17 protein-coding genes and 2 pseudogenes are annotated in these 19828 nt (G+C 65.7%); 10 read left to right on the top strand and 9 right to left on the bottom strand.

The genetic code is table 11. The features are described 5' to 3' along the window. The first annotated feature begins 117 nt into the window (after positions 1-117). The 3 genes and pseudogenes from rimO to CDV49_RS21125 form a co-directional block, all read left to right on the top strand. The gene (rimO, locus tag CDV49_RS15340) at positions 118-1512 is read left to right on the top strand and encodes a 30S ribosomal protein S12 methylthiotransferase RimO (protein ID WP_218821988.1); all 1395 of its coding nucleotides are present in this window, start codon (positions 118-120) and stop codon (positions 1510-1512) included. Between the two features lie 152 nt (positions 1513-1664). Next, positions 1665-1885, top strand: a pseudogene (locus tag CDV49_RS21120) (transposase); the annotation flags it as partial. A gap of 42 nt (positions 1886-1927) precedes the next feature. Then, positions 1928-2131: pseudogene (locus CDV49_RS21125) on the top strand (IS5/IS1182 family transposase); the annotation flags it as partial. A 197-nt stretch (positions 2132-2328) separates the two neighbouring features. On the opposite strand, the gene CDV49_RS15350 reads toward CDV49_RS21125, so the two are convergent. Beyond that, positions 2329-2694, bottom strand: coding sequence for a PRC-barrel domain-containing protein (locus tag CDV49_RS15350; protein ID WP_256947366.1), 366 nt, complete (start codon positions 2692-2694; stop codon positions 2329-2331). A 104-nt stretch (positions 2695-2798) separates the two neighbouring features. On the opposite strand from CDV49_RS15350, the gene CDV49_RS15355 reads away from it, so the two are divergent. After that, positions 2799-3893: an NAD(P)/FAD-dependent oxidoreductase gene (locus CDV49_RS15355; RefSeq protein ID WP_088216297.1), complete on the top strand. Its 1095-nt coding sequence runs from the start codon at positions 2799-2801 to the stop codon at positions 3891-3893. 1166 nt (positions 3894-5059) lie between these two features. Here CDV49_RS15355 and uvrB read toward each other — a convergent pair. Beyond that, complete coding sequence (uvrB, locus tag CDV49_RS15360) at positions 5060-7240, bottom strand: excinuclease ABC subunit UvrB (protein ID WP_088216298.1); 2181 nt, start codon at positions 7238-7240, stop codon at positions 5060-5062. A gap of 123 nt (positions 7241-7363) precedes the next feature. Here uvrB and CDV49_RS15365 point away from each other — a divergent pair, with 123 nt between their 5' ends. Both CDV49_RS15365 and CDV49_RS15370 read left to right on the top strand, forming a co-directional pair. After that, a complete protein-coding gene (locus CDV49_RS15365) occupies positions 7364-7675 on the top strand; it encodes an ETC complex I subunit (RefSeq protein ID WP_035745538.1) in 312 nt (103 codons plus the stop codon). Beyond that, complete coding sequence (locus CDV49_RS15370; RefSeq protein ID WP_256947367.1) at positions 7663-8994, top strand: anti-phage deoxyguanosine triphosphatase; 1332 nt, start codon at positions 7663-7665, stop codon at positions 8992-8994. The genes CDV49_RS15365 and CDV49_RS15370 overlap by 13 nt, the downstream gene beginning before the upstream one ends. Positions 8995-9738: 744 nt before the next feature. Here CDV49_RS15370 and CDV49_RS15375 read toward each other — a convergent pair. Then, positions 9739-9996 (bottom strand): DUF167 domain-containing protein, encoded by a 258-nt coding sequence (locus CDV49_RS15375; RefSeq protein ID WP_088216299.1) that lies wholly within the window; start codon positions 9994-9996, stop codon positions 9739-9741. Between the two features lie 66 nt (positions 9997-10062). Between CDV49_RS15375 and CDV49_RS15380 the strand changes: the two genes are divergently transcribed. Both CDV49_RS15380 and CDV49_RS15385 read left to right on the top strand, forming a co-directional pair. Next, a complete protein-coding gene (locus CDV49_RS15380; protein WP_088216300.1) occupies positions 10063-10641 on the top strand; it encodes a nitroreductase family protein in 579 nt (192 codons plus the stop codon). Continuing rightward, entirely contained in the window at positions 10626-11333 is a 708-nt protein-coding gene (locus CDV49_RS15385; protein ID WP_088216301.1) for an EI24 domain-containing protein, read from the top strand. Before CDV49_RS15380 ends, CDV49_RS15385 begins: the two co-directional genes overlap by 16 nt. Here the strand turns inward: CDV49_RS15385 and CDV49_RS15390 are convergent, their stop codons facing one another. Continuing rightward, a complete protein-coding gene (locus tag CDV49_RS15390; RefSeq protein WP_088216302.1) occupies positions 11334-11618 on the bottom strand; it encodes a DUF1467 family protein in 285 nt (94 codons plus the stop codon). Further along, positions 11618-12022: a methylmalonyl-CoA epimerase gene (gene mce / locus CDV49_RS15395; RefSeq protein ID WP_088216303.1), complete on the bottom strand. Its 405-nt coding sequence runs from the start codon at positions 12020-12022 to the stop codon at positions 11618-11620. Before mce ends, CDV49_RS15390 begins: the two co-directional genes overlap by 1 nt. A gap of 132 nt (positions 12023-12154) precedes the next feature. Here mce and CDV49_RS15400 point away from each other — a divergent pair, with 132 nt between their 5' ends. Next, the gene (locus CDV49_RS15400) at positions 12155-12595 is read left to right on the top strand and encodes a hypothetical protein (protein ID WP_088216304.1); all 441 of its coding nucleotides are present in this window, start codon (positions 12155-12157) and stop codon (positions 12593-12595) included. A gap of 291 nt (positions 12596-12886) precedes the next feature. Here the strand turns inward: CDV49_RS15400 and CDV49_RS15405 are convergent, their stop codons facing one another. Together CDV49_RS15405 and lysA are read right to left on the bottom strand one after the other, a co-directional pair. Further along, entirely contained in the window at positions 12887-15478 is a 2592-nt protein-coding gene (locus tag CDV49_RS15405) for a TIGR02302 family protein (protein ID WP_088216305.1), read from the bottom strand. Between the two features lie 36 nt (positions 15479-15514). Then, positions 15515-16780, bottom strand: a complete 1266-nt coding sequence (gene lysA, locus CDV49_RS15410) for a diaminopimelate decarboxylase (protein WP_088216306.1) — start codon at positions 16778-16780, stop codon at positions 15515-15517. A 504-nt stretch (positions 16781-17284) separates the two neighbouring features. On the opposite strand from lysA, the gene CDV49_RS15420 reads away from it, so the two are divergent. Next, complete coding sequence (locus CDV49_RS15420) at positions 17285-18658, top strand: L-serine ammonia-lyase (RefSeq protein WP_088216308.1); 1374 nt, start codon at positions 17285-17287, stop codon at positions 18656-18658. On the opposite strand, the gene moaB is transcribed toward CDV49_RS15420, so the two are convergent. Together moaB and CDV49_RS15430 are read right to left on the bottom strand one after the other, a co-directional pair. Next, the gene (gene moaB, locus CDV49_RS15425; protein ID WP_088216309.1) at positions 18659-19183 is read right to left on the bottom strand and encodes a molybdenum cofactor biosynthesis protein B; all 525 of its coding nucleotides are present in this window, start codon (positions 19181-19183) and stop codon (positions 18659-18661) included. After that, a partial coding sequence (locus tag CDV49_RS15430) for a uracil-DNA glycosylase (protein ID WP_143413185.1) occupies positions 19180-19828 on the bottom strand: 649 nt, incomplete at its 5' end. The genes moaB and CDV49_RS15430, both read right to left, overlap by 4 nt.

Genomic DNA, 19828 nt, shown 5'->3' on the forward strand with positions numbered 1-19828 from the left:
AGGCCGCAGAGACTCGCCGCAAAGCCCCGACAGGCGGTCGTCCGGCGATTCTACGGACGTCGCGAAACAGCGGCAAGGGACGAAGCGGGGCTTTTCCCGGCGTCTGCGCTGCATTATATGCGCGCGATGGCTCTGAACCCGCCCAATCTCCGCCCCGATCTCGCCCCCGCGCCGACTTTCGACGCGGGACCCCGTCGCACGGGACAACCGTCGATCGGCCTGGTGTCCCTCGGCTGCCCCAAGGCACTCGTGGACAGCGAGCGGATCCTGACGCGGCTCCGGGCGGAAGGCTATCAGATCTCGTCCGATTATCAGGGCGCTGATGCGGTGATCGTCAACACTTGCGGCTTTCTCGACAGCGCCAAGGCGGAGAGCCTCGAGGCCATTGGCGAGGCGCTGACCGAAAACGGCCGGGTGATCGTGACGGGGTGTCTGGGCGCCGAACCGGAGTTCATCACCGGCACCCATCCTTCGGTTCTCGCGGTCACGGGGCCGCATCAATACGAGCAGGTGCTGGATGCCGTGCACAAGGCCGTGCCGCCCGCGCCGGATCCGTTCGTCGATCTGCTGCCAGCCTCCGGCATCAAACTGACACCCCGCCATTTCAGCTACCTGAAGATTTCGGAAGGCTGCAATCACAAGTGCAAGTTCTGCATCATCCCCGACATGCGGGGCAAGCTGCAGAGCCGCCCGGCCCATGCAGTGCTGCGCGAGGCCGAGAAGCTGGTGGAGGCGGGGGTGAAGGAACTCCTCGTCATCAGCCAGGACACGTCTGCCTACGGGGTGGACCGGAAACACGATTTCTCTCCCTGGAAGGGCGGGGATGTGCGGGCGCATATCACCGACCTGGCCCGCGAACTGGGCGGGCTCGGCGCATGGGTGAGGCTCCACTACGTCTATCCCTACCCGCATGTCCGCCAACTTATCCCCCTGATGGCGGAGGGGCTGGTGCTGCCCTATCTGGATATCCCCTTCCAGCACGCGCACCCTGATGTCCTGCGCCGCATGGCGCGCCCTGCCGCGGCCGCGCGCACGCTGGACGAAATCGCCGCGTGGCGAAGCGATTGCCCGGAACTGGCGCTGCGCTCCACCTTCATCGTCGGTTACCCCGGCGAGACGGAAGCCGAATTCCAGACCCTGCTCGACTGGCTGGACGAGGCTCAGCTCGATCGTGTCGGCTGCTTCAAATATGAAAACGTCGCGGGGGCCCGCTCCAACGATTTGCCGGATCATGTGCCGGAAGCCGTGAAGCAAGACCGTTGGGAGCGCTTCATGGAAAAGGCCCAGGCCATTTCCGAAGCCCGGCTCGCAGCCCGCGTCGGCACGCGGCAAGAGGTGATCGTTGACGAGGTGGATGAGGACGGGGCGACTTGCCGCACCCGCTTCGACGCGCCGGAGATCGACGGAAACCTTTTCATAGATGCAGGGTTCGAGAGCCTAAAGCCGGGCGATATCGTCACGGTGACAGTGGACGAAGCAGGGGAATACGACCTCTGGGGATCGCTGGGGTAAGGCTGGTCCGCGTTTACCTGTGATCGTCTGTGGCGCGGCAGTTCCAAATCCTTGGGCTGCTAGGACGTGTTGAAAAACGGGATTCCGGTTATCGACGCTCTGTGATTCAAGGTCATCCCGACGTGGGAGAAGAGCTTGGCGCGCAACCTGATATCCGACGATGCAACCTGATATCCGACGATGAATGGGCCTTCTCGAGCAGTTCATCCAAGCCATTCGACATCTGAACGGACGTAAACCCTCCGATCATCGCCTCGCTCTGGATGGAGTTTTCTGGATAGCGCGAACCGGCGCACCCTGGCGTGACTTGCCCGAAGAGTTCGGGTCGTCGGTCTACCGCCAGTTCCGCCGCTGGACCCTGGCAGGGCTTTGGAGGATATCTTGGACGCGTAATGACCCACGCGAGGATTGCAGCGCTCTGCGGGTGATACCCATGCGCAAGCTGCGCAAGGCTGTCGACATAACCATCCACACGTTGCGCAACATGGTGAGCGGTCCTTCAAACAAGCTCAAGAATAGCCGTTGGCTGGCGACTCGCTACGACAAAACCGCAGACACTTTTCTCGGCTTCATCGACGTCGCATGCAGCAGGCTATGGTTACGCCATTTCTCAACATGACCTAGATCCGCCGTAGCGCGGAAATGCTTCGCGGCCCAAGGAGAACTAGCCCGAAATCTGCATCATTCCGTGCCGGAGTTCTCGATTTCCGAAGAACGGCCCTTCACAACTTTTCGGCAAGGCTGTCAGCGGCGGGAAATATCTCTCTTATAAAAGAAAACGGGGCACAGATGCGCCCCGTTTCCCTGTGGCATCCATCAGACCCAATAAGGCTGCAGGCCATAATGGCTCCAGACACGGGTTTCCCAATCGCGATCACGGTCCCAGTCGCGTTCCCATTTAGGGGCCGTGCGATACTGCTCTACCGTGATACCGGTCACATATCCTTCGAGTGTCGTGTCGTATTTCAACGCATTCCAAGGTATAGGGCTGTAATCTTCCCCGATGCCCAGAAATCCACCCGAACCCATGACGGCATAGGCAACCTTGCCGGATTTCTTGTCCAGCATCAGGTGGTCGATCGTCCCGAGCTTGTCACCTTCGGTATTGTAAACGGCGGTGCCATTCACATCGGCGGACGAGATCATCGGATTGGCGAGTTCGGTCTGCATTGTATCCTCCATGGATCGTTTCGGTCCATGCAGAGTGAACGCCGTTTCTCCCCCAAGGTTCCTGTCTTTTACTGCTCGCCACTTCCTCCTACGCTCGGACAAAAGCGGGGGAATGAATGGATCGTGTGGATTGTATCGTCGCAGGCGCAGGGGTGGTCGGACTTGCCATCGCGCGGGATCTGGCGCTCAGAGGCATGGAGGTTCTGGTGCTGGAACGGGAGGAGGCCTTTGGCACAGGCACATCCTCACGTAATTCCGAAGTCATCCACGCGGGCATCTATTATGAACCGGGCAGCCTCAAGCAGCAGCTCTGCCTGCGGGGGCGGGAACTGCTTTACGCCTTCGCCGCGGCGCGGGATGTGCCCCATCGCCGCTCCGGCAAGCTGATCGTCGCCACCGATCCCGCGCAGGAGCCCGCTTTGGCCGCCGTCGCCGCAAAGGCAGAGGCGGCGGGCGTTCCCCTTCGCCATCTGAGCGGGGAGGAGGCCATGGGGCTGGAGCCTGCGCTCTTCTGCACGCAGGCGCTTCTGTCGCCGGAGACAGGGATCGTGGACAGCCACGCGCTCATGCTGGCCCTTCTGGGAGAAGCCGAAGCGCACGGAGCAACGCTCGTCACCGGCACGACGGTGCGTGCGGTACGCCGGGAGGGGAACGCCTTTATCGTCACGACGGAAGACGAATCGGGGCTGTTCGAGCTCTCCGCCGCCCGTTTCGTCAACGCAGCGGGGCTGGACGCGTCCCGTCTGGCACAACAGATAGACGGGCTGGCCGACGTGCCCCAGACGCGCTTTGCCCGCGGCAGCTATTATGCCCTCCCCGGTCGGCCGGTGTTCCAGCGGCTGATCTATCCCGTGCCGGAGCCGGGCGGGCTGGGGGTTCATCTCACGCTCGATCTGGGGGGTGCCATGCGCTTCGGCCCGGATGTCGAATGGATTCCGGAGGTGGACTACCGGGTGAACACGGAACGGCGGGCGCATTTCGAGGCGGAGATTCGCAAATACTGGCCCGGCCTGCCACAGGATGCCTTGTCACCAACATACTGCGGCATCCGCCCCAAGATTGCGGGCCCGGGTGAGGCTGCTGCGGATTTCCGCATAGATGGCCCCGCCGCCCATGGCATCCCGAACTTGGTGACGCTCTATGGTATCGAAAGTCCCGGCCTGACGTCCTGCCTCGCCATAGCCGACAACGTGGCAGGGCAATTGGGCTGACACCGCCGGTGGGACCGCCCGCACGGCCTAATGGGCTGCTGAAAAAGGCTTTTTGGGCTGTGTTGGAGCGGACATCGTTCGCAATCTGACGAAATCCAGCCGGAAATCTATACTTCCGGTCGTTTCCGGGCCGATTTTCCGATTTCCGGCACATAGGAATGACACTTCAGGACTTTTCAGCAGCCCGCGCTGCGCAGATCGACGGATGGTCGGATTCAGGGAGGTCAGATCAGCAGAGCGACCGGCTGGCGCGTGAATACCGGAGCGACAAGCCTGCACTCTTGTAGGGGCCTGCGGAGAGCCGAACGAGCAACGAGAGGCCCTGCGCCGGAAAAGGCAAGAGGGTGGCACTCCCGGCGGCACACGGGCGGCTGGCCTATGGCTCAGGCTTGGAAGACCGCGAAGACTCCAGCCCATCTGCGCCGATGATCCCTGGGCCCTGCCGGCCCGCGGCCGCGAGCCGGCAGGGTGCCCATGCCCGCCGCGACCCAGAAGGCGCGCCAATCCCCGCCGCCACCTTCGGTCGAGCTCCCCCCGCATCCATAGGCAAGCGAGCCGCAAAGACATCGCCCTCTTTTTCACCCTGAGCGGGCCAGCTTGCAGAGGCTGGCTAAGTATTTTCCCCCTCCATGGCCATGTCTCGCCGGATCGAACGGGGCCCGGCCTGTCGAATTGCCCTATCATCCTGATGAGACCGAATTGCCTCCCCGCCCGACGCCGGACTGTTCCGCCAGAGGAGTGGCGCAGCATCGCGCTGACAGTCTGCGGAAAAGCCTCGAGTGTTGTACCGATCTTCCCAACATCGGGAAATCGGTCCTGGAAGGGTCCAAAATAGGTATATCTCCGGCCGGATTTCCGGATTTCGGAAGATTCCCCTCCCGCGCCAATCCTTCTTCTGCATCTCGCCAGACTCCCTCCAAGAGCAGGCCCGATGGTACTGTTCATGAGCGCGTGTCAACGGCTCGTGCCCGCTCGGCCCACATCGGCTGACCGGTGCGGTCTTGGCGGACGGAGCATTTCTAGTCCGCCGGGAACGCCTGAGAGCATCAGCATCAGAGCATCAGAGCCTTGTTGCAAGTCAAATGCTGCTTTGGGGGCCGGTCAGGAAGAGGGCTTCGCCCCCCCCTGCCCGACACCCCAAGGATGCCCGCCCCCGTAAAATCCGATCAGGACCGCCGCTTTCGCCGGTTGGGGCGCGCGCCTGCACGACCTGCGGTCGAGCGACCGGAGGCGGCAACGGCAGCCTCCGCAGCTTCCTCCACCACCGACTGCCGGGCCAGCGGATCGTCCGCCACGGCAAGCTCCACGGCCTCCAGCCGCTTAACCTCGTCGCGAAGGCGGGCGGCTTCCTCGAACTCCAAGTTCTCGGCTGCCTTGCGCATCTGGGTGCGCAGCGCCTCCAGATGGGCCGACAGATTGCCGCCGACCATCGCCTTCTCCACTTTCGTGGTGATGCGCGACTGGTCGGTATCGCCTTTCCACAGCCCGGCCAGCACGTCCTCCACGTTCTTCCGAACGGTCTGCGGGGTGATGCCATGCGCCTCGTTGTAGGCGACCTGCTTCTCACGCCGCCGCTCCGTCTCCCGCATCGCGCGCTCCATGGAGCCGGTGATGCGGTCGGCATACATGATGACGCGCCCCTCCGCGTTCCGCGCCGCGCGTCCAATAGTCTGGATGAGCGAGGTCTCCGAGCGCAGGAACCCCTCCTTGTCCGCGTCCAGAATGGCCACCAGCCCGCATTCGGGAATATCCAGCCCCTCGCGCAGCAGGTTGATCCCCACCAGAACGTCGAACGCGCCGAGCCTGAGATCACGCAGGATCTCGATGCGCTCGATCGTGTCGATGTCGGAATGCATGTAGCGGACACGGATGCCCTGTTCATGCAGGTACTCGGTCAGATCCTCCGCCATCCGCTTGGTCAGCACGGTGACGAGGCTGCGATACCCCGCCTGCGAGACGCGCCGCACCTCGTCCAGCAGGTCATCCACCTGCATGGTGACCGGGCGGATCTCCACCTGCGGATCCACAAGCCCGGTCGGGCGGATCACCTGCTCCGCGAAGACGCCGCCCGCCTGCTCCATCTCCCACGCCGAGGGAGTGGCGGAAACGAACACCGATTGCGGGCGCATCGCATCCCATTCCTCGAACTTCAGCGGACGGTTGTCCATGCAGGACGGCAGACGGAAACCATGTTCCGCAAGCGTGAACTTCCGCCGGTAGTCCCCCCGGTACATCCCACCGATCTGCGGCACCGTGACGTGCGATTCGTCGGCAAAGACGATGGCATTGTCGGGAATGAACTCGAACAGCGTCGGCGGCGGCTCTCCCGGCGCGCGGCCCGTAAGATAACGGGAATAGTTCTCGATGCCATTGCAGACCCCGGTGGCGTCCAGCATCTCCAGATCGAAGTTCGTCCGCTGTTCCAGCCGCTGCGCCTCCAGCAGCCGCCCCTCGGCGACAAGCTGGTCGAGGCGCTGGCGGAGTTCCTTCTTGATCCCGTCGATCGCCTGTTTCAGCGTCGGACGCGGCGTGACGTAGTGGCTGTTGGCATAGATACGGATCTGCTTGAAGGCGTCGGTCTTGGCCCCGGTCAGCGGATCGAATTCGGTGATCGATTCCAGTTCTTCCCCGAAGAAGGAGAACCGCCAGGCCCGATCCTCAAGGTGCGCCGGCCAGACCTCCAGACTGTCGCCCCTGACACGGAACGACCCGCGCTGAAACGCCTGATCGTTGCGCCGGTATTGCTGCGCCACCAGTTCCGCGATCACCTGCCGCTGGTCATAGGATTGCCCGACGACCAGATCCTGCGTCATCGCGGAATAGGTCTCGACCGAGCCGATACCGTAGATGCAGGAAACGGAGGCGACGATGATGACGTCGTCGCGCTCCAGCAGCGCCCGGGTGGCCGAGTGGCGCATCCGGTCGATCTGGTCGTTGATCTGGCTTTCCTTCTCGATATACGTGTCCGACCGGGGAACATAGGCTTCCGGCTGGTAATAGTCGTAATAGCTGACGAAATATTCCACCGCGTTGTCGGGGAAGAAGCCCTTGAATTCCCCGTAAAGCTGGGCGGCCAGCGTCTTGTTGGGCGCAAGGATGATTGCCGGGCGCTGCGTCTCCTCGATGACCTTGGCCATGGTGAAGGTCTTGCCCGTGCCGGTGGCGCCCAGCAGCACCTGATTGCGCTCTCCCCCGTTCACCGCCGCCGCGATCTCGGCGATGGCGGCGGGCTGGTCCCCGGCCGGCGAGAATTCCGTATGCATGACGAAGGCGCGCCCGCCTTCCAGCTTGGGACGGGTCAGCACGTCGAAGCGATTCATCGGGGCATTGGTGTTATTATGGGGCATGAACGGACCTCCGGCGACCGGCCTCTCACATTTGATCTGTTTTTGTTCCCGTTCAAGGGGGCAACCTCCCCTTGCACAGCGGCGCTGGTTTTTCCATAACGAAGCCACATCACGGAGAAGGCCATGGTCGCGCGCATCTACAAGCCAGCCAAGACAGCCATGCAATCCGGCGTCGCCCGGACAAAGCGCTGGATTCTCGAATACGCCCCTGAAAACGCGCGTCAGATCGACCCGCTCATGGGCTGGACATCCAGCGACGATACCCAGACCCAGGTCCGCCTGCGCTTCGACACGCAGGAGGAAGCGGAGACCTACGCCCGGGAGAACGGCATCGACTACATCGTGCTTCCCGTTCATGGCCGGAAGGCCAACGTCCGCGCCATGGGATATGGCGAGAATTTCGCCACCAACCGCCGGGGCGCGTGGACGCATTGAGCCCATCCGCGGCGGCGGATGTCTGGCTGGAGCGGCGGGAGCCGCGCCGGGCGCCGCCGACGGATGCCCGCTCTCCGGCTGATGTGGATTATGCCCGCGTCATCCATTCGGCGTCCTTCCGGCGCCTGCAGGGCAAGACGCAGATCCTGAGCGTGGGCGATGGCGATTTCTACCGCACCCGGCTGACCCATTCGCTGGAGGTGGCCCAGATCGCCGCCGGGCTGGCCCGGCAGCTCGCCCGCTCCTTCCCGGACCACCCCGCCAGCGCCATCCTGCCGGAACGCAGCATGATCGAGGCCATCGGCTGCGCCCATGACCTTGGCCACCCGCCCTTTGGCCATGGGGGAGAGGTCGCGCTGAACTACGCCATGCGCGATGCGGGCGGGTTCGAGGGCAACGGCCAGACGCTCAGGATCGTCGCGCGGCTGGAGCATTTCTCCGACCGTGCAGGCGCGAACCTGACGCGGCGGACGCTGCTCGGGCTGCTGAAATATCCCGTGGCCTACAGCCGGGCGCTCAACCCCGCCCTCCGCCCCGCGCTCCAGCCGGGAGAGGGCAAGATCCGCACGCTGGACATTGCCGCCTCCACCCCGCCGAAATGCTATCTCGACAGCGAGGCGGAAGTGGTGGACTGGCTGCTCGCGCCGCTGTCGGCGGCGGAGCGCGCGGTCTTTACGGCAATGGAGCAGCCGGTGGGCAGGCATGGGCGAAGCCTGCACAAATCGCTCGATTGTGCGCTCATGGATGTGGCGGATGACATCGCCTACAGCATCCACGATCTGGAGGACGCAATCACGCTCGGCCTGATACCGGAGGGGCGGTTCCGGGACGGGCTGGCCATCGCGGATTGCCGCTCGCTTTGCGCAGATGCGCCGGCGCGTGATGCCCTGATCCGTGATCTTTACGAAAGCCCGCGCGCGCGGAAACGGCGGATCGGCGAGCTTGTCCACCATTTCATCAGCGCCGTGCATTACACCACCACGGAAGCCTTTGCGGATCCGCTGCTGCGCTATCGCGTGGCGCTGCCGGAGGCGGAAGCGACCTTTCTGCGCGCCCTGACGATGCTGGCCTTTGACGAGGTGATCTACAGCCCGTCCGTTCAGCAACTGGAGTTCAAGGGGCAGGGGATGGTGATGGCGGTGTTCGAGGCTCTGGCTTCCGATCCCGCACGCCTCCTGCCCCGCGACTGGCTGATCCGCATGGAAAACGACGGTCGCGCGATCTGCGACTACGTTGCGGGCATGACCGATGCCCACCTGCTGCGCACCTATGAGCGGCTGTTCGCGCCCCGGATGGGATCGGTTTTCGACCGGATCTAGGAAGCGCCTTTCCTTGCGGGCCCAACGGCTGGGTGGTTATCTCCGCTCGGTCCTTCCTTGCATATCCGAGGGCTGATCGGACATCGCCGCACAGTCATTCCGCGCTGCCCTGCGGCCACGATGAGACGAGACTGCGTCGGGGCGCAGGGCGTGGCGATCGCCGGATAGCGTCGATAGACCCGGATCACCGGACCTCGGATCACGAACCCGCTTTCTGTCGCCGGCAGCTTGCACAGTTCCCGGACGGCCTCAGGCGGTTTCCGCCGAAGGACTGCGCCTCCGGCAGGATGCAAAACCCTCCGGGAAGCTGCGCGAAAAGGCTTTCTGAACTCCGTCAGGGCGGAAATCGTTCGCGATCTGACGAAATCCAGCCGAAAATCCAAATATTCCGGGTCAGTTCGGGGCGGATTTTCCGATTTTCCACGACCTACAGCTTCAGAACTTTTCAGCAACCTGCCAGAGCCATCCAGCCCCGGGGTCCGGCAAATCGGCATGAAAGCATCGGAACGGTGCCAAGATGAGCGCTCCGAATGAACCTTGTTCTGCCGCAACGGCTGCCGGAGAACCTTTTGCCGCAGCCCCTAACAGGCTGCTGAAAAAGTCCTGACGTGTCATGCCCATGTGCCGGAAACCTGAAAATCGGCCCGAAAACGCCTGGAAATATATGGATTTCCGGCTGGATTTCGTCAAATCGCGAACGATTTCCGCTCCGACCGAGCCCAAAAAGCCTTTTTCAGCAGCCGGCTAATCCACGCGGAACAGTTTGAGCCGCGCCGTGGCCCCCCGCTCCAGTGTCAACCGTGAGGGCGCTATGCCAAGCGCTTCGGCCAGCACCCTCGTCACGGCGGCATTGGCCCGCCCATCCTCCGCCACTTCGGTCACCGCGATGCGAATCGGTCCCTCCTCCGGCACCGTCAGGCCTGGACGGCGGGCACGCGGGGTCACGCGCACCTCGATCCGCGCGCCTTCAACCACCAGATGCGCCAGTTCACCGCGCGCCATGGCCCCTCTCCTCTTGAACCGTCTCGGGTGATCGCCGACATCTGTCCCCGGATCAAGGAGATACCCATGCCGGACGCCAACCCCGCCGCTCTCGACTTTCTGCTGACCCGGCAGTCTGTCTCCGCCAAGACGCTCCGCCTGCCCGTGCCCTCCCGCGCGGAAATGGAGACGATTCTGACCGCCGCCGCCCGCGTGCCCGATCACGGCGGACTGGCCCCGTGGCGGTTCATCGTGCTGGAGCGGCCGGCGCTGGAGCGGCTGGCCGGCATCGCCGCGGCGCGGGGGGCAGCCCTCGGCTATGATGCGGAGAGGATCGGCAAGGGCGAGGGGCAGTTCGCCCGGTCGCACCTTGCTGTCGCGGTGATCGCGAGCCCGGTGGCCAGCGAGAAGGCCCCGGAGGTGGAGCAGACCCTTTCCACCGGCGCGGCCTGCGTGAGCCTTGTCAATGCGGCGCTCGCCTCCGGCTGGGGTGCCGCATGGATCACCGGCTGGCCCGCCTTCGACCGCGGCTTCGGGGACGAGGCGCTGCATCTGGCGCCGCAGGAATGGGTGGCGGGCTTCGTCCATCTGGGAACCCCCGGCTCCGCCGTGGCGGATCGTCCCCGGCCCCCATTGGACCGGATCGTCACATGGGTGGCGGCGTGATCTTCACCGATCTCTTCCGCGCCCTGTCGCAACTGGGCGACCGCAGGTTCCAAAGCGTGTTCTGGCGCGGCATCCTCATCACCCTGCTGGTGTTCCTGGCGCTGGCGATGGGAGTGTTCTGGCTCATCGACCATTTTGCGCCGGAGAGCTTTTCCCTCCCGTGGATCGGACAGGTGGGCGGGCTGAACCTGTTCCTGTCCTGGGCGGGCGTCGTGGTGATGATGGCGCTGTCGGTCTTTCTGATGGTGCCTGTCGCCTCCGCCGTCACCGGCTTCTTTCTGGAGGAGGTGGCCGACGCCGTGGAGGCGCGCTACTACCCCGGCCTGCCACCAGCCCGCGATGTGCCGCTGCTGGAGATGCTGCGCGATTCGCTCGGCCTGTTCCTGCTGGTGATCGTGCTGAACCTCGGCCTGTTCGTGGTCTATCTGTTCACCGGCCCGCTGGGGCCCGTGCTCTTCTGGGTGGTGAACGGCTTTCTGCTCGGGCGGGAGTATTTCCAGCTCGTTGCACTCCGCCGCGTGAGCGAGGAGGAGGCGCGCATCCTGCGCACCCGCCACTTCGGCCAGATATGGCTCGCCGGAACGCTGATGGCCGCGCCCCTCACCGTGCCGATCGTCAATCTTTTCGTGCCGGTGATCGGAGCCGCCACCTTCACCCATCTTTACCATCGGCTGACGCGCGATGCGGGCTGACTATTCCCCGGCAGCTGGCGGGTTCATGCGGTGATAGAAATCTATGTCGCGGATGGAAATCACCCCCGACATGATGATCCCCGCGACCACGATCCACAGCCCGATGGTGATGAGCGTCGTGAGCTTCGCCTTGCGCCCCACGGCCGCGTCCGAGGGAGCGGAGGCGGGGGTCCCCGGCTCCACATGGCCCGCATCCGCCTGACTCTTCATGCCGATCGGCAGGATGACGAGGAACACCAGAAACCATATGACGGCGAAAAGGACGACTGCCCCGGTGATGGTCATCAGACCTGCTCCAGCTCGATCAGCGTTCCGGTGAAGTCCTTCGGGTGGAGAAACAGCACGGGCTTGCCATGCGCGCCGATCTTCGGCTCCCCGTTGCCCAGCACGCGGATGCCCTGTTCCAGAAGACGGTCCCGCGCGGCGAGGATGTCATCCACCTCGTAGCAGATGTGGTGGATGCCTCCCGCCTGATTCTTGTCCAGGAACCCCTGGATGGGAGAGTTTTCACCCAGCGGGTGCAGCAGTTCGATCTTTGTGTTCGGCAGCTCGATGAAGACGACCGTCACGCCGTGATCGGGCTCGTCCTGCGGGGCGCCGACCCGCGCTCCCAGCGTATCCGCATATTGCGCCGCGGCCGCCGCGAGATCCGGCACCGCGATGGCGACATGGTTGAGACGTCCAATCATTTTCGCAATCTCCCTCCGCTCCGCCCGGTTTATGGGCGTTGCACCCCGCCGTCGCAAGGGCGGACGCTCCATTAACCATGGGGTGAGGAATTCCTCCTGGAATGGGTGTAGAAAGATGGAAAGGAGAATCGCATGGCCCTCCTCACCTTGAACCGACCGCCGCTGCTCGCGCCCAGGCGCCCGCTTACGGGCCAGACGGTGCTTGTCGTGGCGCCGTCCGTCACGGTTTTCGCAGCGCTGCAACGGGCGGGCGCGCGACTGCGTCATGCGGATGGACACGGGGCAATGCTTCGGCATCTGGCAAGCTACCGGCCGACCTTTGTCATCGTCGATATGGCGGAGGGGGTCGAGGTTCTCCGCGACGCCGTGCGGTTTCTTCCCGGCCAACGCAGCCTCATCGCACTTGGGGACCGGGGCAGCCGCGCCGCCGCGCTGGAAGCGGGGGCCACCGGCTTCCTTACTCTGCCGGTGACGGAGGCCGCCCTGCTGAGCCTGCTGCTCGGCGGGCTGTGGGGCGGCAATGTGATCCCGTTTCCGCAAAGACCGCCTCCGATGGATGTGCCGGCGGTGTGATCGTCGGCCTTGCAGTGCGGGAAGGCGCACAGTCCGCGCAGGTCGATGGAGAACCGATACCCGAGCGGCGCCATCCAGACTCCACCCGAACTCGCGAAGCGCGGCCCGCGATAGCGCCATGCTGTTTTCTATGGCCAGTTTCTGTGGCCAGCAACGCCGGTCCAGAAACAGCCGTAGAACGAACGCGCCATCAGGCACCGGGGGGAATGCCGGGCGCCCAAGAAAGCACGCGGAGTCCCCGCTCCTGCAACAGTGAGGGTATTCGCCGCAAAATCCGCTCCGGCGGAGCCTTCAGAACAGGTCGAGCAGACGCCGAAGGTAATCCCGCTCCAAGTCGGGGCGCTCCTGCTCTCCTGAACGGCGGCGGAGTTCGTTCAGGATATCCTGCGCGCGGCGATAGACATCGTCTCCCTGAAGCATGGAATCCTGCGTTCCGATGCCGCGGCCGACTTCTCCCGGCCGACGGCCCAGCGGATCACGCTGCCCATTGGGATCGCCCGAGCCGAACTGGTCGCCGCCGCCGCCTTCGCCCGGTTGGCCCTGCTGCCGGTTCTGCGCCATGGCGTCGCCAAGGTTGCGCATCCCTTCGCGCATGCTTTCCATCGCGTCGGCCTGCCGGTCGAGCGCCCGTCCGTTGTCACCGTCCCTGAGCGCCTGCTCCGCTTCGTCCATGGCGCGGCCCGCACGGCCAAGCGCGTCACGCCCCGCCTGCCCTTCGGGCGTGCCCAGCCCCGGAAGCCCGCGCTGCATCAGCCCGTCGAGCTGGTTTCGCAAGCCCTGCTGCCGGTCGGCAAGGCTGCCGCCCTGACCGGGACCGCCGCCTTGCCCCTGACCCTGTTGCCGACCCTGACCCTGACCCCGGCCTTGGCCCTGCCCGGGTTGCTGGCCCCCCTGTCCCTGCTGGCCCTCTCCCTGTTGGCCCTGTTGGCCCTGTTGGCCCTGGCCGGGCTGCTGGCCCTGCATCCCCTGAAACGCCTCGTCGGAAAGGCCCTGCTGTTGACGGAGCGTTTCGGCCAGATCGCGCATCGCCTGCTGGCCGGGGCTGCCCTGTCCGCCCTGGCCTTGCGTGACGCGCATGTTCTCCATCATCCGCCGCAGCTGGTCGAGAAGCTGCTGCGCCTCCGCCATCCGGCCCTCCTGCATGAGCTGCTGGAGCCTGTCGAGCATCTGCTGAAGCTGATCGCCGGTGATCTCCTGCCCCTGCTGATCCTCGGCCGTCTGGCGGTTCGGGTCGTTCTGCTGCTGCTCGGCAAGCTGGCGGATGTAATCGTTCATCGCCTCCTGCAGCTCCTGCATGAGCTGGGCGATTTCCTCGTCGCTGGCGCCGTTGCGGATCGCCTCGGACAACCGGTCCTGCGCGCGTTGCAGCCGTTCCATCGCGTTGTTGAGATCGCCGTCCTCCAGCAGCACCGCGATATCCCAGAGCGCGGCCGCCACCTCGTCCCGCGTTTCGGCGGTGAGCCCCTGCGAAACCCCGGTTTCAAGCTGCCGCATGGCGACGCGAAGCTGGAGGTAGGCCCGCTGGTTGCGGATGAACCCCTCGGGCCGGTTGGTCACGGCGCGGAGCACCTGAAGGGACCGCCTCCCGTTTTCCCGCGACCACAGCAGGTCGCGCCGGTTCTCGATCAGTGCCGCTGCCAGCGGATCGAAGAACCGCCGCCCAGGCAGCACGATGCTGCGAGCCTCCGCCGCGCCGGTCTGCCCGGCCGCATCCTGCACCGTCAGACTGATCTTCACGGGCAGGTTGGCCCAGGGGTGCTGGGAAAAGTTCTCGGCCAGCGTCTCGGTGAAATCCGCACGGCTGCCGGTGATCGGCATGGGGAGATCCACCACCAGCGCGTCCCGTGGCTCCGGCTCCGCCGTCAGGCCATAGCGCCGGTCGAGCGCGGCTGTGTCCAGCTCCATCCGGGCCTGCCCGGCGGTAACGCCGTAATCGTCATGCGCGGTGAAGGGCTGGCGCATCGCGCCATCCGCCTCGCGCCCGATGGGGCCGGAAAGCTCCACGCTGGGCGCGCGGTCCGCAATGGTCGTCACGTCCCATCCCGCGCCGCGCGGACCGTTTATGTTGAGCCGGCCAGAGCGGGTGATGGTGAATTCCTGGCTGGGGGCAGAGGCGCTGTCCACCATGCCGGTCCGGCCGGATACCGTTTCATCGACCGTAAGACTGCCTGCCTCGCCGTAAAGACGCAGCACTACCTTGCTGCCGACCGGCACAGAAAGGTCAGATTGCCGGATGTCGTTGAGATAGAGCGTTGGCTTGCCGGTATAGTCGGGCGGCTGGATCCAGCCCTCCCACGACGGGCCGGAAGCCACGGCCCCGCCCCCCGGCAGCTGCGCCAGATCCGCGACGGAGGCCACCCGCCAGACGGAGCCGAACATCAGCCCCACCACCAGCGCGGTGAGCGCCACATAACGCAGCGCATAGGGATCGCGGCGGGTGACGTTGAGATCGGGATGCACCGGCTTCGCGCCCCGCGTGCGCTCCGCCATGCGGGCCAGATGCGCCCGCCAGACGCGCTGCGCCGCCTCGTCCCCCTTGCCGATGGCGATATGGTCGCCGAGAGCGGAGATCGGGCGGCCCGGCAGGGTGGCGTCCAGCCGCGCCGCGGCCTCTGCCCGGCTGGGCCAGCGGAACCGCCGCGCGCCCAGCGCCGCCGCCGCGACGAGGCCCACGACGATCAGCACCGCGCCCGCCCAGGCAACCTCGATGCTCACCGCATCCAGCACACCGAAGAAAATGATCGCGAGCGTGGCGAACAGGATCACCGGGACCGGCCAGAAGGCCTGCGTCAGACGTTCGGCCACCAGCCCCCAGCGCGTCAGACGCAGGGGCCATTTCAGTCGGTCGAGCGCTGCGGCAGGGTCACGATCCTGTGCGGTCATACCTCATCCTGGGGGCTACGGCACGCGACATGCGTGTCAGAGCCACTCGGGAATGGTATCTCGCGCAAGGATTTCGTCAAAGTCAGGTCTTTTGCGGATGACGGCGAAGTGATCGCCCTGCACCAGCACCTCGGGGACCAGCGGCCGGCTGTTGTATTCCGACGCCATCACCGCGCCATAGGCCCCGGCGGAGCGGAAGGCGATCAGGTCGCCGGGCGCGAGCGGCGGGAGCGGCCACTGACGAGCAAAGGTGTCGGAGGTCTCGCAGATCGGGCCGACCACGTCATAAGGCGACGAGGCAGCGCCCGCAGCAGCCTCGGTTACCGGGACGATATCGTGATGGGCCCCATACATCGCGGGGCGGATCAGGTCGTTCATTGCCGCATCCACGATCAGGAACTCCCGTTCCTCGCCTTCCTTCACGTAGATGACCTCGGAGACGAGCAGCCCCGCATTGCCGGAGATGAGCCGCCCCGGCTCGATCTCGATCTCGCAGTCCAGATCGCCGAGCGTCCTTTTCACCAGCGCGCCGTAGTCGAACGGCAGGGGCGGCGCCTCGTTGGAACGGGTATAGGGGATGCCCAGACCGCCGCCCAGGTCGAGCCTGCGGATATGGTGCCCCTCCGCCCGAAGCTGCCGCGTCAGATCGGCCACCTTGGCGAAAGCGGCCTCGAACGGGGCAAGGTCGGTGAGTTGCGAGCCGATATGCACGTCGATCCCCACGACCTCTATCCCCGGGAGGGAGGCCGCCAGTGCATAGACCTCCGACGCACGGGAGATCGGGATGCCGAACTTGTCCTCCTTCCGGCCGGTGGAGATCTTCTCATGCGTATGGGCATCGACATCGGGATTGACGCGGACGGTGACCGGAGCCTGCACCCCAAGCCCTTCCGCGATACGGGAGAGCGCGCGCAGCTCCGCCTCGCTCTCCACGTTGAACTGGCGGATGCCGCCCTCCAGCGCGAGTGCCATCTCCTCCCCCGTCTTGCCGACGCCGGAGAACACGATCCGCTCTCCCGGCACACCCGCCGCCCGCGCCCGGCGATACTCGCCGCCCGAGACCACATCCATCCCCGCACCCAGATCGCCCAGCAGCTTCAGCACCGCGAGGTTGGAGTTCGACTTCACCGAGAAGCAGACCAGATGCGGCAGCCCCGCCAGCGCCTCGGTGAACAGCCGGTAGTGCCGGGCCAGCGTCGCGGCGGAATAGACGTAGAAGGGTGTACCGACAGTGCGGGCGATGTCGGGAATCGCGACATCCTCGGCATGGAGGATGCCGTCGCGGTAAAGGAAATGGTCCATGGCAATACTCCCTTTCAGGCCGAGGGTTTCAGCCAAAGCCTCTAGCGGATCGCCGGGAGCGAGGGAAGGCCGCGTTCCGCCCGTCGATGCGGATGCCGGTTGAACGAGGATGCCGCTCCACTCCGCTGGCTCGCCGGCCGGGGTGCCGGCGTGCCGCACTGCGGCAGGAGGAAAGCCGCGAAGGTCAAGGGGCGAGGATCCGTCCGCTGGCCGCAGAGCGCCGCGGCGACGCGAAACAGCTCCGCCGGCCAGACCATCTGCCTGTCCGTCCTGCCTGTCCGTCCTGCCTGTTACAAGGCCATCCGGCTACAAGGCAGATCAGAAACCCTGCATATCCCCCACGCGCGGCGGCGGGAGGTAACCCCCCAGCGGCCCAGCGGCCCAGCGGCCCAGCGGCCCAGCGGCCCAGCGGCCCAGAATGGGCGAGGGCATAACCGGATCACGGTCAAGGGGGGAGACGCGGGCGGCGGGCGGCACTATGTAGAAGGGAAACCGCGAGGCATCATGTTCCTGTCCGTCTTCGACGTCTTCAAGATCGGCATCGGCCCCTCCTCCTCCCATACGATGGGGCCGATGGTGGCGGCGGGGCGGTTTCTCGATCTGCTCCGCGGCTCGCCCTTCCGGCCCGTGGCGCTCAGGTGCAGCCTGCACGGGTCGCTGGCCTTCACCGGGGTCGGCCATGCGACGGACCGGGCGGTGATCCTCGGGCTGGACGGATTTCTGCCCGCGACCTATGACGCGGATCACGCCGAAGCGGCCCTCGCCCGCATCCGCGAGACGGGCGAGGTCTCACCCCCCGGCCTGCCGCCGCTCGGCTTCCGGCCCGAGCACGATCTGGTGTTCGACTACGGCGCGCCGCTTCCCGGACATCCGAACGGCATGACCCTTTCCGCCCGCGATGCACAGGGAGATACGCTCGTCAGCGAAACCTACTACTCCATCGGCGGCGGCTTCGTGGTGACGCCGGAGGAACAGGCGGCTGGACCGGGCGGTGCCGCGCGGATCAGCGTGCCCTATCCCTTTGCCAGCGCGGCGGAGATGCTGCAAATGGCTGCGGCCTCCCGCCTTTCCATCGCGGAGATGAAACGGGCCAATGAACGCGCCGTCCACTCCCGGCGGGAAGTGGAGGACGGGCTCGGGCGCCTGTGGACGGTGATGTCGGGCTGCATAGACCGGGGGCTGGCGACCGAAGGCATCCTGCCGGGTGGCCTGAACGTGCGGCGCCGGGCGCCCGCCATCCATGCGGCGCTGCTCCGGGAGCGGGGGCTGAACATCGCGCCGCCGCACACCGTCAACGACTGGATCGGCTGTTACGCCATGGCCGTGAACGAGGAGAATGCGGCTGGCGGACAGGTGGTGACCGCACCCACCAACGGCGCGGCGGGCGTAGTGCCTGCCGTGCTGCGCTACTGGCTCGACCATGTGCCGGGGGCGAGCGCGTCGCGGATCGGGGATTTCCTGCTGACCGCCTCCGCCATCGGCGGGATCGTGAAGCACAACGCCTCCATCTCCGGGGCGGAATGCGGCTGTCAGGCAGAGGTGGGCTCGGCGGCGGCGATGGCGGCAGCGGGGCTTGCGCAGGTGATGGGCGGCACGCCGGAGCAGGTGGAGAACGCGGCCGAGATCGCGCTGGAGCATCATCTCGGCATGACCTGCGACCCGGTTAAGGGGCTGGTTCAGGTGCCCTGCATCGAACGGAACGGGCTTGGCGCGATCAAGGCCGTCTCCGCCGCGTCGCTGGCGCTCCGGGGCGACGGGACACATTTCGTCCCGCTGGACGCCTGTATCGAGACGATGCGTCAGACAGGCGCGGACATGAGCGACAAGTACAAGGAAACCTCGCTGGGGGGCCTCGCCGTCAACGTGCCGAACTGCTGATCAATTGCGCTTGAGGTGTTCATCCAGACGGGGCAGGATTTCCACGAAGTTGCAGGGCTTGTGGCGATAGTCGAACTGATGGACGAGAATCTCGTCCCAAGCATCCCTGCAGGCCCCCGGGCTGCCGGGCAGAGCGAAAAGATACGTGCCCCCCGCCACACCTCCGCAGGCGCGCGATTGCACCGCGGACGTGCCTATCTTCTGCATCGAGACGATGGTGAAGACGGTGCCGAACGCCTCGATCTCCTTCTCATAGACGTCGCGATGCGCCTCCACCGTCACATCGCGGCCCGTAAGGCCGGTGCCGCCGGTGGTCAGGATCACGTCGATCCCCTCATCCGCGATCCACTCCCGCAACCGGTCCGTGATGGCGGCGCGGTCGTCAGGCAGCAGGCCGCGCGCGGCAAGCACATGCCCGGCCGCCGTGATCCGCGCGGCCAGCGTGTCGCCGGAGCGGTCCTCCGCCGCGGTCCGCGTGTCGGAAACGGTCAGCACGGCGAAACGCACGGGAATGAAATCGGTCATTTTCCCTCCAGCCGGGATTGCAGAAGCAGCAGGTCCGACCAGCTTTCCCGCTTGCAGGGTGGGTTGCGGAGCAGGAAGGCCGGGTGAAACATCGGCAGGGCCGGCCGCCCGAACACCGTCTGCCAGTTGCCACGGAGCCGGGTGATCCCCTTGCGCCCCAGCAGCGCCTGACAGGAGATATTGCCCATGAGGACGAGGAAATCCGGGTCGGCCAGCGCCACATGCCGCTCCACGAAGGGTAGCATCATGGCGATTTCCTCCGGCGAGGGATCGCGGTTCTGCGGGGGCCGCCAGGGCAGGATATTGGTGATGTAGAGCGCCTTTTCCACATCGGGCGCGGCGCGGCCCATGCCGATGGCGCCGAACATCAGGTCGAGCAGCCGCCCCGCACGCCCGACAAAGGGCAGACCGCGCTGGTCCTCCTCCCGTCCCGGCGCCTCGCCGACGATCATCACCCGCGCGCCGGGCTGGCCATCGGCAAAGACGAGGTTCCGCGCGCCTTTCTTCAGTTCGCAATGGCTGTAGCCCGCCATGGCTTCCCGCAGCGCGGCAAGGTCGGGCGCGGCGGCGGCAAGGGCGCGGGCCTCGGCCACCGGATCGCCGGCGCTGTCCGCTTCGGGTGGCGGAGCTGCGGCGCGGCCCGGG

Source organism: Haematobacter genomosp. 1 (genome assembly GCF_002196855.1).
In the GTDB taxonomy this organism is placed as follows: Bacteria; Pseudomonadota; Alphaproteobacteria; order Rhodobacterales; family Rhodobacteraceae; genus Haematobacter.

What these genes read in the sequence shown, in the direction of transcription:
- rimO (WP_218821988.1), top strand. Translation starts at nt 118, where the DNA reads ATGCGCGCGATGGCTCTGAACCCGCCCAATCTCCGCCCCGATCTCGCC.
- CDV49_RS15350 (WP_256947366.1), bottom strand. Translation starts at nt 2,694, where the DNA reads ATGGAGGATACAATGCAGACCGAACTCGCCAATCCGATGATCTCGTCC.
- CDV49_RS15355 (WP_088216297.1), top strand. Translation starts at nt 2,799, where the DNA reads ATGGATCGTGTGGATTGTATCGTCGCAGGCGCAGGGGTGGTCGGACTT.
- uvrB (WP_088216298.1), bottom strand. Translation starts at nt 7,240, where the DNA reads ATGCCCCATAATAACACCAATGCCCCGATGAATCGCTTCGACGTGCTG.
- CDV49_RS15365 (WP_035745538.1), top strand. Translation starts at nt 7,364, where the DNA reads ATGGTCGCGCGCATCTACAAGCCAGCCAAGACAGCCATGCAATCCGGC.
- CDV49_RS15375 (WP_088216299.1), bottom strand. Translation starts at nt 9,996, where the DNA reads ATGGCGCGCGGTGAACTGGCGCATCTGGTGGTTGAAGGCGCGCGGATC.
- CDV49_RS15380 (WP_088216300.1), top strand. Translation starts at nt 10,063, where the DNA reads ATGCCGGACGCCAACCCCGCCGCTCTCGACTTTCTGCTGACCCGGCAG.
- CDV49_RS15385 (WP_088216301.1), top strand. Translation starts at nt 10,626, where the DNA reads ATGGGTGGCGGCGTGATCTTCACCGATCTCTTCCGCGCCCTGTCGCAA.
- CDV49_RS15390 (WP_088216302.1), bottom strand. Translation starts at nt 11,618, where the DNA reads ATGACCATCACCGGGGCAGTCGTCCTTTTCGCCGTCATATGGTTTCTG.
- mce (WP_088216303.1), bottom strand. Translation starts at nt 12,022, where the DNA reads ATGATTGGACGTCTCAACCATGTCGCCATCGCGGTGCCGGATCTCGCG.
- CDV49_RS15400 (WP_088216304.1), top strand. Translation starts at nt 12,155, where the DNA reads ATGGCCCTCCTCACCTTGAACCGACCGCCGCTGCTCGCGCCCAGGCGC.
- CDV49_RS15405 (WP_088216305.1), bottom strand. Translation starts at nt 15,478, where the DNA reads ATGACCGCACAGGATCGTGACCCTGCCGCAGCGCTCGACCGACTGAAA.
- lysA (WP_088216306.1), bottom strand. Translation starts at nt 16,780, where the DNA reads ATGGACCATTTCCTTTACCGCGACGGCATCCTCCATGCCGAGGATGTC.
- CDV49_RS15420 (WP_088216308.1), top strand. Translation starts at nt 17,285, where the DNA reads ATGTTCCTGTCCGTCTTCGACGTCTTCAAGATCGGCATCGGCCCCTCC.
- moaB (WP_088216309.1), bottom strand. Translation starts at nt 19,183, where the DNA reads ATGACCGATTTCATTCCCGTGCGTTTCGCCGTGCTGACCGTTTCCGAC.